Source organism: Marinobacter sp. MBR-105, from assembly GCF_053628895.1.
The window spans coordinates 69171-83012 of record NZ_JBRJHG010000013.1 but is presented as its reverse complement, the minus strand read 5'-3'; the positions used below and the strand labels follow the sequence as shown (position 1 = coordinate 83012).

The window sequence follows — 13842 nt, the reverse complement described above, 5'->3', positions numbered from 1 at the left end:
CAGGGAATCGAACCGGAAGCCGGTGATTCTCTCCACAGGAGGCCGCCATGCTGAACGAGCTCGATGCCGCACTCTCTTCCGAAAACCGCTATGATGATCCGGAATCCACCCCCGACAATGATCAACAACAGGCGGACGCACCCATGGACCCGGTCTACAAGATCCTGATCGCTGACGACCACCCTCTGTTCCGCGAAGCCATCAGTAGCGTCATCGCCTCCGGCTTTGCCGGCACTGAAATTCTGGAAACCGATGATCTGGACAGCGCCCTGGAGATAACCCGGGAGAACGACGATCTCGACCTGATTCTGCTGGATCTGAACATGCCGGGTATGCATGGCCTGAACGGACTGATTTCGTTGAGAAACGAGGCCCCAACCATCCCGGTCGTGATCGTTTCAGCGGAGGAAGACAAACAGGTCGTTCTCCAGGCCATCACCTACGGAGCTTGCGGCTTTATCACCAAGTCTTCACCACGAGCGCAGATGACCGACGCCATCCAGCAGATCCTGAACGGCAACGTCTATCTTCCGTCCGATATCATTCGTACCGGGAAAGAGAGCAGCCAGCGACGGGTTCGGAGCGACGAAAACCCGATCTCGCCGGAATTGCTAAACTCCCTTACCCGGCGACAGCTTCTGGTACTGGAGCGGATGGCGAAGGGCGAATCCAACAAGCAGATCGCCTACAACCTGAACATTGCCGAGACCACGGTCAAGGCTCATGTATCTGCAATACTCCGCAAACTCGGCGTGCACAACCGGGTCCAGGCCATCCTGTCGGCAGGCGATGTCGATTTCAATCAATACCTGAAACGCTGAAACCGATGCCTGGACAGCCGGCCGGGCGCGCTTTCCGGATGGACCAGCGGCTCCTCAGGTCCGGATCACATGAGTCAGCACACTGCGCAGCTTGAGCGGTTTCACCGGCTTGTTCATCAGCAGATAGCCGAGCTCCCTGATATGTTGCTTGAGTTCATTGGTGTAATTCGCGGTGATCATCAGAACTGGAGCTGGCCGGTGGCGCTGACGGTTGATGATGGCTACGGCATCCACACCATTCTCGTCATTGTCCAGGTGATAATCCGCCAGGATTAAATCGACCCGAGCGTTGACGACATCGACCTTGGCCGCCAGGTCATCCGCAGAGATGGCAGTAACTACCTGACAATCCCACCCTTCGAGCAGGGTTTTCATACCCTGGCAAATGGCCAGATCGTTATCAATCACCCACACCCGGGCACCGGACAGCCCATGATCTGCTGACACAGCCGCGCTATCTCTGGGGGCCGGCGGGGCTGGTCGAAGCTTCCCGAGCGGTACACGGACGCTGAACACTGACCCCCGACCCTCCTCCGAAGAGACCGAAACCTCATGCCCCAGCATTCGCGCAATCTTGTCCACGATCGCCAGCCCGAGCCCCAGGCCCTTATCGCCCTGGCCTCCCATCGGTCGGATGCGTTTGAACTCCTGAAAGATCTCGGTGAGCTTGTCACCGGGAATACCCGCCCCGGTATCCCACACCTGCAGGAGCACATGGTTCGCTTGACGGCGGCAACCGAGGACAATTCGCCCCTGTTCCGTATAGCGGATGGCGTTGGTCAGGAAATTCCGCAGGATTCGGGCCAGCAACTGGGAATCAGAGTGAACAATCGCTGATGAGGGCACGAAATCAAGGCGCAACCCCTCGGCCAACGCCATTTGCCGGAACTCCCTGGCGATATTGTTGAGCAGGTCTCTGAGATCAAAGGCGGTCACATCGGGTGTAATCACCCCCGCGTCCAGCTTGGAGATGTCGACCAACGTGCCCAAAAGATTCTCGACATCGTCGAGCGAGGTGCTGACGGATCTCACCAGACCTTCGGCCTTCGGCCCGAAACTCTGCTCGAGCAAAGCACTGGTGAAGAGACGAGCCGCATTCAGAGGCTGCAACAGATCGTGACTGACCGCGGCCAGAAACTTGGTTTTCGACAGGTTCGCCTGCTCCGCTTCACGCTTGGCCTCTCGGAGCCTGGACTCGGCAGCGGAACGCTCGGATATCTCCTGGCGCAACTGCTCGTTCAGGCCGGTCAGTGCGGCCGTGCGCTCCCGCACCCGATGTTCCAGATCGTCATAGGCCCGCTCCAGCGCAATCGCCGTTTTGCGACGCTCGGTGATATCGCGAATCAGTACAAAAAAACCAGTTACCTCACCGGTCTCATCGCGATTCGGCACGTAGGATCGCAGCATATAACGCTGGTCACCGTGCTCGCCGGTTTCTTCAAACTCAAAGTTAACGCTATGGCCGTCCAGGACTTCCAGTATCTGAGGCAGCAGACGCTGGTAAAAATCTTCGGAGTGCACCTCTTCCAGGTGTTTACCCAACGGCGAAACGCCGTTGCGGCCGTACCAGGACTGATAGACCTTGTTACAGAACTGGACTGTCAGATCCGCGCCGACATAGGCGATCAGCGCTGGCACATGATCCGTGACGACTCGAATCCAGCGCTCACTCTCTTCCAGCGCCTTGATCCGCCGTGCCATCTCACTGTTCTTGACGTCCGTAATGTCCGAGTAGAGCACAACCTGGCCGCCCTCCCGGGTAGAGCGCTCAGTCATTTGAACCCAGCGGCCGTTGGATAACAGAAAAACGGTGCCCTCGGCCTCCTCGTGACTGTGCTCCTCAACAATCAACCCCGAGCTCAGCGCCAACCTTTTCACTGCCTGAATATGGGTACCTGGCACCGGGACAGGCACACCAGCGTGCCGCCAGTAACTCCGAAAACGGCTGTTGGTCTGAATCAGGCGGTGTTCCCGATCGAACAGCACAAAGCCGTCCGCAATACTCTCAATGGCATCGCTCAGGCGCTGCCGGGAGGTCTCCGCCTCCTCCCTTGCTCGGTTCAACGCCTTGTTGCTGACCTTGAGCTCTTCCATGGCGAGATTCAGCGCCTCGGTCCGTTCACGGACCTGCTCGGCGAGAATAACCGAGTGCTCAAACGCTGCGTAGGGTGCTGGCTTGTGGCTGGCACCGGACTCCACGCGGTCAATCAATGCGTCGCGAATGCTTCGGAGCCGACGATTCTCATCCTCCAGTTGTGCAATTCTGGCGTCTTTCTCGGACGATGAGTGCAGAGTGGAGTCACTCGATACTGCATTCAGGCTGGCCAATGACCACCCCCGTGAAGGTCTGATTGATGTGCATGCCATTGAACTGCTCACCGTAGGTGTTAAAGCCCACCACCCGGTGCTCGGTCAGGAATTCGGAAACCGCATCCAGTTGCCCGGTCAGCTCGGCCTCCAGTCTCCGCAGGAAGCAGTCGCAGGCCAGAGTGACCAGGGGTTTACCCACCACTCGCTCAGACGCTTCAATCTGAGTCCGAACGCTCTCCAATAACGACCCGGGATTCATCGCCACCATCACAATGCCGGTTTCAACTGCGCAGTAGAAGGTGAGGCTGCCATCAGGGTTTACCCTCTGGATGGAGCGGACAAAATGGTTACCCCCGACCCGAACGCCGAGAGGATGAAGGGCAAACACACCTCGATCCAGCTCTGCCAGCGGCACACCCACCGTCCGGGCATAAACTTCGGCGGCGGGCTCAGCATTCAGCTCATAAACGGTGCGGCTTTCGGGACAGGCCATCGTCACCACCAGCTTTTCATCCTGAGCCTGCATGTGATGTGTTGAGAACACCCGGAAATCAAGAGGCGTATTGACCAGCATCACGGTGGCCGCAGCGCTGTGGAAGCGGCCATCAAAGAATACATGGGTATCAGCCAGGCGCTCATCGTCCCCGGCAGAGCCGCCAAACTGAGGAATGGTACCCAACGCGGCATTCAGGGTAGCCAGCACCAACTCCTCCCGGCTTGAAAGACCATCCAGCATCGTTATCGCGAAGGTGTTGCCTTTTACCGGCGCAAGCCGGGCCTCCCGACAGGTAGACAGCAAACCGTCGATCACCTGCTGGGCATCCTGCAAAGTGAAACGCTCCAGCTCACTGATCAGGGCGCAGTCAATCGCGAAAAAACGGGCATCGAACCCCAAAGCACTGATGCACCCGCGTCCGTATCCCTGTTCGGTAATCTCCCCGGCCGAGGTACAGCCGTAAATCCGGGTTTGCGGAAAGGCAGCCTGCAGCGCTGGCCCCAGTTTTTCCAGATCGAATTCCACAGAACAGAAGAACAGAACACAACCCAGATGCTCATGCTGCAATTGCCGGGCGAGTTCGGCCGCGGCCAGTTCCGGGTCTCGGACGGTGGCACTGGCAACCCGGACCGCTACTGCGGATGCATCTGGATTCATGGAAACAGCTCTCGGAAGCTTCGACATCCCTGCCGATTCTACGCCGATGCTGGTAGAGGAAAATTCGACTTCGGTGCTCTTTATCGGTGTTCCGAATTCGGCGTAACTCATTGATTATAAAACTCCCGAATCAATGGCCAGCGATGATGCGCGATTTTTGCCGCAAGAAACCGGCACTTTAGTCTGAGACAGCCACTGCAGGACCGGAAAGCACCTTGGTCCTGCCGTGGTATCGGGGTGGGATCAGAACATGACAATCGCGCCAATGGCGAGGGTGTCTGTGTCTGCCGCTTCAGCGCCCGAAGATTTCACGTCCTGCTCAAACATGTTGTATTCCGCAACGAGTTTGAAGTTGCTGTTCACATCATGAAACACGGCAACGGAGGTGTTCTCGGTTTCGAAGTCTCCCTGGTCAGAGTCCGTTTCCCCGTACGACAACACGAACCGGTTTGCCCCAAGGGTGTAGGAACCCTGAATCAGATAACCATCCGCATCCTCTTCTGAGGCGAGGGCCGCATCGGTGATCAGAACCGGAACATCTCCCTCGGAAGTAAAGCCGGAGGCGGTCAGGGAAAGACCGGCCACCGAGGCCTTGACCCCGTAGCCAATACCCTGACTGTCGATCTCTGTGGTGGCATTCTCTGAGCTTTGATGACGCCCATTGAGCCAGCCTGTCAGCGAGACGCCCTGCAGCTCCGTCGCGTAGGTCAACTCTGCTTCAAGCCGCGGAGCGGATTGCTCGGACTCAGCGCCGGGCGTTGTATTGGCCGGCTCGAAAATACCCACAGCCACGTTCAGGCCTGACATATCTGGCGAGCGATAGGTAATCTGCGCAGAGGGATTCGGGTACGGATACCCTGTGCGGATGTTGCCAAAAGAGACCCCGGTGGCCGCACCCGGTGATCCAAAGCCCATCAGCAACTCGTCCAGGAAGATGTTGGATCGGGCATACAACCCGAAATCTTTCCCGATCAGCACCTGGCCAAAGCTTCCGTCCACTGTGGCATACAGCTGTCGGACATCAATGCTGGTATCCGTAGGCGACTGGAGGCTGTCGTTGATGGTGGTCCAGAATGAAGAACGACCACCCAGCGTAAGTTCGCCCATGTCCTTGCTGAAGTTGAATCCGATGGTGTTAGGCAGGAAACCCATCTTGACGTCAGAATTGCGAACATCGTTGACGCTGTCGTCACGGTTCACGTAAAACGCGTTGAAGTAGCCATCCACCGAAAAACTGGTTCCGTCCTGACTGTATACTTCAACCGCTGCCTGGGCACTGGCGCTGGCCCCCATCATCGCGGCCACGGCAATGGCCAACCCCGACTGTTTCAGTTTGTTGTTGTTCATACTTCCCCCGGTTTATTGTTCGAAATCTGGGATGAAAGAGCCGGCATCAGCACCGGCTCCATGGCGCGATAAGGCGCCTGAGGTTCATGGTCAGTGAATGACCGGAAGGGGAGTATTGGTCGTGAGAGCAGATTCCCTGCTCATTTAGGAGGCATCAGAGATCGGACTTTAGGACTAAGACTGGCTCGGGAAATGTCCGAGTTCCTGCAGGCAGTCATGGAGGAAATCTGCGGGATCGGCCATGAGGGCTTCATCCGCGACTACACCGAATTGCACCTGGCCAGCATAGCTGACGATGCTTACGCCCAGGCCAATATCGCCCGCCTGGGGTACCCAGAACATCTGTTCCGTGATGGCGCAACCAGCGAGGTAACGACGCTCTGGCGTGCCGGGAACGTTCGAGACCACGGCCGAAGCCTTCCTGAAAAACAGATCGGCCAGAGGACGACGTCCGGGCTCGGGCAGAAGCGCAGCCGAGGCGGTCAGCCCCCACGCGAGGCCCGGTTGCCAGCTTCTTTTCAGCTTCCGGGTTTCATGCTTGATCCGGAACAATCGTTCCAGAGCACTTTCACCATCGACAGGCAGGGGAACAAACACCGTGCCGAAACAATTACCCGGTTCCAGCGCGCCCGGCCGAATGCCTTCCGGTAAACGCGCCCGGATATCCACAGGCACAGCCGCATGCATCACCGCTTCGTCGAGGGCCTCTTCGCACAGGCCAAGGCGCGGTCTGACCGCAGCGGCCACGCAGGCAAGCAAGACATCATTGATGGTGGTGCTGGTAAGCCTGGCGATCTCCCGGAAGCGGACCAGAGGAACCGGCGTCGACCACCGACAAAGGCGCCGCCCCAGCAATGGACGCTTAAGGTCAGACGGAGAGTCCTCCGGTGTCGCCAGAAACTCACTGAGTTCGTGTACAAGCCGAACCCCCTTGCCCAGAACTCCGCTCTCGCCCTGCTTCTGAGTAGCTCCGGGGGCTTCCCGGGGCCCGGGCACTGGCATCAGTTCTGTAATCCGGCCTTCCAGCCAGGTCTGCGCTGCGTTCATCCAGCGGCCGGCACGCGGCTCCTCTGGTGCACCATAGATAGCGGGATACTGACGCGGTGAAGGCGGACACAGATGATCAAATATGCCCAATAATGACAGACCGTCGGCATAACAATGGTGCAGACGAAGCAACAATGCCGCACCGCCCCTGGCGTTGGGGGCCAACCAGAATTTCCAGCGTGGACGATACAGCGGTAAGGGCTCGTTCAGGCGCTCCGAGACCCAGTCCTGCAACTGTTCCGGCTCGAACCGGTCCAGCGCCACGTCAAGATGCTGGGGCGCGGAGAAGGTCAGGTCTTTTTCCCAATACCAGGCGGGGGCACGCCATACCGGGCGACAACGGAACCGCTCCCAGGCCAGCCAGTATACCTCCAGAAACTCCCGGAAACGGGTCGGCGTCAGCCCGTCGACCCTCAGCATGATGGTGATGGTCATCGGGTTTTCGGGCCGTTCCAGAGCCAGCCAGGCTGAATCCGAAGGCAGCATGAGATGCGATTGCTCCTGGCTCAAACCCGATTATCCCCGATCAATAGCGTGCCTGTATGAAAGAAAACCAATCCGGCATTGTGCCAGAGTCCGGATAGCGGCTCCATCCTCGGACGCCCCGCACGCAGTTACAAAAAATTACACGTGAGTAACTGTTCGGTCCTATACTGGTTATATGGCACAGTGCCATGGTTATAAAACCGTGTCCCGGATCGGCCAATTGGCCCCAACACACCATTTTTGAAGGCTCTGGCGCCACTAAACCCGTTCGGCATTCACGGTACAAATGTCATACCGGCTCAGCAAAACCAATAACACAACGAAAAGCGGCCGGAGGGAGAAGAATCATGAAAGCCAGTCATGTTCGCAAGCTGATCAAACCGATCGAAAGCGCCTATTCCGAAATGTTTTCCGGCCGGGTTTACCGCGTGGGCCGGGGTGCGGTGTCTGTTCGAAATCACAGTGGCACAGCAGCGCACACCGTGATTGGCGTACATGGTTTTCTAGAAAATCACTGTTACTTCACCCAGGCCTACGATGGCCCCACCACAGAACTGATTCTGCTCACCTGCAGCAACTATCACATCCCGGTGAACGGTGTGACACCTGAGAATCCGGCCTGGGAAGTGCCCATCAAGCACCTGGAAGGCACCATCGAATACGATGCCTGTATCCTGAATCAGTCGTTGCAGAACCTGCCCAGCACCGAGAATATCCGGATCCATGGCCACTCCCGGGGTGGTGCGGTTATTCTGGAGGCCATCCGGCAGTGGCCGGAGCTTTACGAAAACGTGGAAGTGGTACTAGAAGCGCCGGTTTTACCCCAGGGCAAACTGCATGCGCTGGTAACCACATTGCTGGAGCCGGTCAGCCATGGCATGTGGCCCTGGTTGATTCGTCTGATCAACAGCGCCCCCCAGTCGGCCTATGGTCAGACCTTCTTTGGCAAGATGAATCCGCGCAAACGCCAATTGTTGAGCAAACTGTTCTACGCCACCAAAGACCACCTGACCATTGTTCGCAACATCGAGAACATCATGGAGTGGATGGCGCGTACCGACACCTCGGTGTATCGCCATGTGCGCCATGGGACTTTCCTGATACCGGCCACCGACCGAATACTGGATCGCCAGGCCATGCTGGCCAGCGCTCGCACCAGCCCCACCACCATGCGCATTGTCGAAACCGAAGCCCCCAGCCACTTCATCACGCTGGACAGCAAGGAATGGGTGCCAGGCCTGGAAACCCTCGAGGCTGCGGCCCAAGGCTGAATTCAACGCAAACGGGCAGGTGCGTCACACCCAAGGCTTCGTTAAACTGGCGCTTTTCTGCCCGGTTGATTGGAGCCTTTAATGTATCGTGAGCGGCTGGTTGCCACGGATGTGCACACGGAGAACGCCCACCGCCTGAAACGCCTGCTGCTGGAATACCACGATTTCCGCCAACACAAGGCCGGGCACCCCCTGCGGGACGAGGCCCACCAGGTGGCAGACTGGCAGGCAGAGCGGCTGAAAAACACGCACCAGGATTTATACCGTCACCCGGGCTACCACACCGGCCTGGAATTTCTGCTGACCGACCTCTACGCCCCTGCCGGCATGACCCGCCGTGATGACAACATCGACCGGGTGTTCCCGAAAATGGTGAAATGGCTTCCCGACCACCTGCTGGCCACCTTTGCCGGCCTGGTCGAGCTCAACCTGATTACCCAGAGCCTCGATCTTGAGCTGGCAGAGATACTTGCGCAGCAGGGCTTTTCGGCAACAGGTCTTGATGATGAGCGTTACTGCGAGGCTTATCGTGCCAGCAAACAGCTTGCAATTCGCGAGCGACAACTGGCTCTGGTAGCGGAAACCGGACAGGAACTGGATCGCTACGTTCGCAACCGCACTCTCGGTTGGCTACTGTCCATGACCCGCGGTCCGGCCGAGATGGCCGACCTGGGTGATCTGCACAGCTTTCTGCACCGGGGCTACAGCGCCTTTCGGAAAATGAATCGGGTCGATCGGCTGATTGATCGCCTGCTCAGCCGGGAACAACGAGTGATGGACAACATTCTGTCGGGCCACCCGACCCCTTTCTCCCTGCCGGATGACCTGTAGCGGGATTCAGGCCTGGATGATCTGGTCCAGCTGAGAGTGAATCTCCTGCTCAATGCGGGATTTGAAGGGCCGAAGCATCAACCCCAGCTCCAGCCGGATATGCAGGTCGTTCTCGGAAATATCCAGCTGCCCTTTGACACCGCTGCGTTTGAACTTCAGCAGATCGCCTTCCCACTGGTAATTGACATCGAATTGTTTGGACAAATCCTTGGCCAGGGTTTCGGCCGCCTCGCGGGCGTGCTCCTTGTCCAGGGAATGGGCGCGATGGATATCGATAACAGACATGAATCAGTTTTCTCAGTGATTTGGAAACGGTTTTACAGTGTAAGCCGGCAATAAACTTGTAGCCAACCCCTCAAAGGTTAGAATACAGGGCTTAGATTCTGACAGGACCAACTTCCATGAGCGAGCAGCAAGCACCGGGCACCCAAGGCAACGGCCAGGACGACGTTACCCACTTCGGCTTTCGCAACGTGCCGAAAAGCCAGAAGGCCGGTCAGGTGGCCCAGGTTTTCCACAGTGTCGCCGGCAAGTACGACCTCATGAACGACCTGATGTCCATGGGCATTCATCGCCTGTGGAAGCGCTTTACTATTGAATTGAGCGGCGTACGCCCGGGCCATCAGGTGTTGGACATTGCCGGCGGTACCGGCGACCTGACCATGAAGTTTTCCGATCTGGTGGGCCCGTCCGGCAAAGTGGTGCTGGCCGATATCAACGCCTCCATGCTGCAGGTGGGTCGCAGCCGCCTGACCGACCGGGGCTACGCCGGCAACATCGAATACGTGCAGGCCGATGCCGAACACCTGCCGTTCCCGGACAACAGTTTCCAGGTGGTGTCTATTGCTTTCGGCCTGCGCAATGTGACCGACAAGGATCAGGCCCTGCGGGATATGGCCCGGGTGCTTAAACCGGGCGGCAAGCTGATGGTGCTGGAATTCTCAAAACCCACCAACCCGCTGCTGAGCAAGGCCTACGACACCTACTCCTTCACCGCCCTGCCCCTGATGGGCCAGCTGATTGCCGGGGACAGCGAGAGCTATAAGTACCTGGCCGAGTCCATCCGCATGCATCCGGATCAGGAAACCCTGAAGGGCATGATGGAAACTGCCGGCCTGGTTAACTGCAAGTACTACAACATGACCGGCGGCATCGTGGCCCTGCACGTGGGAATCAAGCCCTGATGTTTCCCGGGCCGACCCTGCTGTCTGCCACAGGCGCCATTATTGAAGGCGCCCTGAACCGGGCACTGACACTGGACCCGGCGGGCCAGCGCGCCTTGCTGGGCGCCTTGGGCGGGCCGGTTCAGTTCACCATTACGGCCCCGGTCACCATGCACTGGACCCTGAATCGCGTTGGCGAACGGGTACAGGTTCGCAGCCAGCCCGATCCGCAACCGGTGTTAATCATCACCGGGCGACCGGTTGCCTTTGCCGCCCTGGCACTGGGCGATGACCGGGTATTTGCCGACGAACGCCTGACGGTGGAGGGCGACACGGCCCTGGCCCACCAGCTGCAGCGCGCTCTGAACCAGCTGCAACCGGATTGGGAAGCGGCCATGGCAAACCACCTGGGCGATGTGCCGGCCCATTTCATCGGCAAACGCATCCGCCAGGCGGTCAAATGGAGCCGCCAGGCTTTCAGCACCATGAACGCCAATGTGGAGGAATATGTCCACGAAGAGAGCCGCACTCTGCCCGGCCGGCGGGAGCTGGAGGCCACATTTCAGGATATCGATGAGCTGAGCCTGCGCACCGAACGCCTGGAGGCTCGGCTGAAGCAACTGCAAGCACCCGGTAGTGATAACAATACGGAGACCCTGTGACCCGCCTGCAACGCCTGTTCCGAATTGCCTGGGTATTCTGCCGCTACCGGCTGGACACGTTTCTGCCCTTGTCTGAACTGCCTACACCGCTGAAAATCTTTTTTCTGCTGGCACCCTGGCACCTGTTCCCGCAGCCCAAACTGAGCCGGGGTGACCGCCTGCGCCTGGCCCTGGAAGAGCTGGGCCCGGTTTTCGTCAAATTCGGCCAGATTCTCTCCACCCGCCGGGACCTGTTACCGGATGACATGGCCGAATCCCTGAAACAGCTACAGGATCGGGTTCCACCGTTCCCCAGTGAACAGGCCCGAGGCATTATCGAGAAATCGTTGGGTGCGCCCGTCTCGGAACTGTTTGCCGAGTTCAGTCCAGACCCCATGGCCTCGGCGTCGGTGGCTCAAGTGCACGCCGCAACCCTACCCAACGGCCAGAAGGTGGTGGTCAAGGTTTTGCGCCCCGGCATCGAAAAAGTCATCCGCCAGGATCTGGGCCTGATGTACCTGATGGCCGGCCTGCTCGAAAAGTACTGGTCTGAGGGTAAGCGCCTGCACCCCGTGGAAGTGGTGGCAGACTATGACTCCACCATCCACGACGAACTGGATCTGCAACGGGAAGCCGCCAACGCCAGCCAGTTGCGCCGGAATTTCGAGAACTCCCCGTTGATCTACATACCCTTTATCGACTGGGACTACACCCGCAAATCGGTGCTGGTGATGGAACGCATTCACGGCATTCCTATTGCCGATGTAGCCGCCCTTGAAAAGGCGGGCGTCAACATGAAGGTACTGGCGGAAAAAGGGGTGGAGATCTTCTTTACCCAGGTATTCCGTGACAGTTTTTTCCATGCTGACATGCATCCGGGCAATATCTTTGTCGATATCAGCAATCCCGCCGACCCGAAGTACATTGCCATCGACTTCGGTATCGTCGGCACTCTGGCCCCCGACGACCAGAGCTATCTCGCCCGTAACCTTTTGGCCTTTTTCCGCCGGGATTACCGCCAGGTAGCGCAACTGCACATCCAGTCTGGCTGGGTGCCGCCGGAAACCCGCGTCAACGAGTTTGAGGCCGCCATTCGGACAGTGTGCGAACCCATCTTCGAGCGCCCCCTGAAGGATATTTCCTTTGGTCACTTCCTGTTACGCCTGTTCCAGACCGCTCGGCGCTTCAACATGGAAGTGCAGCCCCAACTGGTGCTGTTACAGAAAACCCTGCTCAATGTCGAAGGCCTTGGCCGCCAGCTCTATCCGGACCTGGATCTGTGGAGTACCGCCCAGCCGTTTCTGGAAGACTGGATGCGTAAACGCATCGGTCCGTCCGGCCTGATTAAGTCTCTGCAGAACCACCTCCCATCATGGCTCGAGCAATCGCCAGAGATGCCCCAGTTGGTTCACGACGCACTACTACAGATACGCTCCAGCGGCCCCACCGAAGCGCAAAACCGGGCAACCCTGGCGCTGATTAAAGAGCAGCAAATGCGCAGCGAACGCCGTTGGCGCCGGGGCTTCATCGCCCTGGTTCTGGCAGGCGCGGCCCTGGCGGGCAGCCAGCCCCACGCCGGGCAGTGGCTGGCCGATCTGCCGGTCTGGAGCTGGGTCTTGCTTGCCGGAGCGGCAGGCGTCATGCTCCGGGGCAGTCGCTGAACCATCAAAGATTCAGGATTCATAAAAATGCAAGATTCTCCCGCTAACGTCGTACAGCCTGACTGGCTCGACGAGATCCAATGGACAGAAGACGGCCTGGTGCCGGCCATTGCCCAGGATGCCAATAATGGCGATATCCTGATGATGGCCTGGATGAACCGGGAAGCTCTCCGGCTCACGGTTGAGGAAGGACAGGCGGTGTACTGGTCCCGTTCCCGTGGCAAACTCTGGCGCAAGGGCGAGAGCTCCGGGCACCAGCAGGTGCTCCGGGATATCAGGCTCGATTGCGATGCCGATGTGGTGCTGCTGAAAGTGGAACAAAAAGGCGGCATTGCCTGCCATACTGGCCGGCGAAGCTGTTTTTACCGAACCCTGAAAGATGGTCAGTGGGTGAGCACCGATCCGGTTCTCAAAGACCCGAACACCATCTACGGCAGCAACTGAGGAGCAGACACCGTGAGTGATGTACTGGAACGACTGGCACAGGTACTGGAAGCCCGCAAAGAGGCGGATCCCGACACATCCTACGTCGCCAGCCTGCATGCCAAGGGGTTGAACAAGATTCTGGAGAAGGTGGGCGAAGAGTGCACCGAGACGCTGCTGGCCGCCAAGGATGCAGAGCATTCCGGCGAAACCCGGGACTTGGTGTACGAGACGGCCGACCTCTGGTTTCACAGCCTGGTGATGCTGTCACGGTTAGGCCTGGGCCCGAAGGATGTTCTGGATGAACTGGCCAGCCGCTTCGACCTGTCAGGCCTGGAAGAAAAAGCCTCCCGGAATCCGTAAAGGAGTACCCCCAAGGGGTATTTCCGCAAGGGGTAGCGGTTGGCGTACAATGTCATGCAACAGCAACATTTGAACGAGGAACCCTCATGGGTATCAGCATCTGGCAACTTCTTATCGTACTTGGCATCGTCATCCTGTTATTCGGAACCAAGAAACTCCGGAACATCGGCAGCGATCTCGGCGGCGCCATCCGTGGATTCAAGAAATCCATGAACGACGAGGAAGAGAAGAACGCCGAACAGCAACCGCTGGAAAAACAGAACGCCGAGCAACAAGCCCAGGCGGAAGACAAGCCCAAAGAAAAGCAAGGCTGAGCACCCCCTGA

The 13842-nt window shown here is 58.3% G+C and carries 14 protein-coding genes; 9 read left to right on the top strand and 5 right to left on the bottom strand.

The window, feature by feature from the left end; genetic code table 11:
- The first annotated feature begins 143 nt into the window (after nt 1–143).
- Complete coding sequence (locus ACSSVV_RS15195) at nt 144–821, top strand: response regulator (RefSeq protein ID WP_031210333.1); 678 nt, start codon at nt 144–146, stop codon at nt 819–821.
- A 54-nt stretch (nt 822–875) separates the two neighbouring features.
- On the opposite strand, the gene ACSSVV_RS15190 is transcribed toward ACSSVV_RS15195, so the two are convergent.
- From ACSSVV_RS15190 to ACSSVV_RS15175, 4 genes are all read right to left on the bottom strand, one after another.
- Entirely contained in the window at nt 876–3149 is a 2274-nt protein-coding gene (locus tag ACSSVV_RS15190; protein WP_454106483.1) for a NahK/ErcS family hybrid sensor histidine kinase/response regulator, read from the bottom strand.
- Nucleotides 3121–4284 (bottom strand): nitric oxide-sensing protein NosP, encoded by a 1164-nt coding sequence (gene nosP, locus ACSSVV_RS15185; protein ID WP_023009614.1) that lies wholly within the window; start codon nt 4282–4284, stop codon nt 3121–3123. Before nosP ends, ACSSVV_RS15190 begins: the two co-directional genes overlap by 29 nt.
- Before the next feature lie 243 nt (nt 4285–4527).
- Nucleotides 4528–5631 carry a porin gene (locus tag ACSSVV_RS15180; RefSeq protein ID WP_014422682.1) on the bottom strand — a complete coding sequence of 368 codons (1104 nt, stop codon included), beginning with the start codon at nt 5629–5631 and terminating at the stop codon, nt 4528–4530.
- A 174-nt stretch (nt 5632–5805) separates the two neighbouring features.
- The gene (locus tag ACSSVV_RS15175; RefSeq protein ID WP_454106482.1) at nt 5806–7164 is read right to left on the bottom strand and encodes a WS/DGAT domain-containing protein; all 1359 of its coding nucleotides are present in this window, start codon (nt 7162–7164) and stop codon (nt 5806–5808) included.
- Nucleotides 7165–7511: 347 nt separating this feature from the next.
- Between ACSSVV_RS15175 and ACSSVV_RS15170 the strand changes: the two genes are divergently transcribed.
- Complete coding sequence (locus tag ACSSVV_RS15170; RefSeq protein WP_011786824.1) at nt 7512–8435, top strand: hypothetical protein; 924 nt, start codon at nt 7512–7514, stop codon at nt 8433–8435.
- Nucleotides 8436–8516: 81 nt separating this feature from the next.
- Nucleotides 8517–9266 carry an FFLEELY motif protein gene (locus tag ACSSVV_RS15165; protein ID WP_114433852.1) on the top strand — a complete coding sequence of 250 codons (750 nt, stop codon included), beginning with the start codon at nt 8517–8519 and terminating at the stop codon, nt 9264–9266.
- 6 nt (nt 9267–9272) lie between these two features.
- Here the strand turns inward: ACSSVV_RS15165 and ACSSVV_RS15160 are convergent, their stop codons facing one another.
- Nucleotides 9273–9551: a polyhydroxyalkanoic acid system family protein gene (locus ACSSVV_RS15160; RefSeq protein WP_011786826.1), complete on the bottom strand. Its 279-nt coding sequence runs from the start codon at nt 9549–9551 to the stop codon at nt 9273–9275.
- A 116-nt stretch (nt 9552–9667) separates the two neighbouring features.
- Here ACSSVV_RS15160 and ubiE point away from each other — a divergent pair, with 116 nt between their 5' ends.
- The 6 genes from ubiE to tatA all read left to right on the top strand — a co-directional run bounded on the left by ubiE (nt 9668) and on the right by tatA (nt 13831).
- Entirely contained in the window at nt 9668–10450 is a 783-nt protein-coding gene (ubiE, locus tag ACSSVV_RS15155; protein WP_454106481.1) for a bifunctional demethylmenaquinone methyltransferase/2-methoxy-6-polyprenyl-1,4-benzoquinol methylase UbiE, read from the top strand.
- Nucleotides 10450–11091: a ubiquinone biosynthesis accessory factor UbiJ gene (locus ACSSVV_RS15150; RefSeq protein WP_206853475.1), complete on the top strand. Its 642-nt coding sequence runs from the start codon at nt 10450–10452 to the stop codon at nt 11089–11091. The genes ubiE and ACSSVV_RS15150 overlap by 1 nt, the downstream gene beginning before the upstream one ends.
- Entirely contained in the window at nt 11088–12731 is a 1644-nt protein-coding gene (gene ubiB, locus ACSSVV_RS15145) for a ubiquinone biosynthesis regulatory protein kinase UbiB (RefSeq protein ID WP_454106480.1), read from the top strand. Before ACSSVV_RS15150 ends, ubiB begins: the two co-directional genes overlap by 4 nt.
- Nucleotides 12732–12758: 27 nt before the next feature.
- Complete coding sequence (hisI, locus tag ACSSVV_RS15140; protein ID WP_113879211.1) at nt 12759–13175, top strand: phosphoribosyl-AMP cyclohydrolase; 417 nt, start codon at nt 12759–12761, stop codon at nt 13173–13175.
- A gap of 12 nt (nt 13176–13187) precedes the next feature.
- Nucleotides 13188–13517 (top strand): phosphoribosyl-ATP diphosphatase, encoded by a 330-nt coding sequence (locus ACSSVV_RS15135; RefSeq protein ID WP_199454073.1) that lies wholly within the window; start codon nt 13188–13190, stop codon nt 13515–13517.
- A gap of 86 nt (nt 13518–13603) precedes the next feature.
- Nucleotides 13604–13831: a Sec-independent protein translocase subunit TatA gene (gene tatA, locus ACSSVV_RS15130; RefSeq protein WP_014422690.1), complete on the top strand. Its 228-nt coding sequence runs from the start codon at nt 13604–13606 to the stop codon at nt 13829–13831.
- Nucleotides 13832–13842 lie beyond the last annotated feature (11 nt).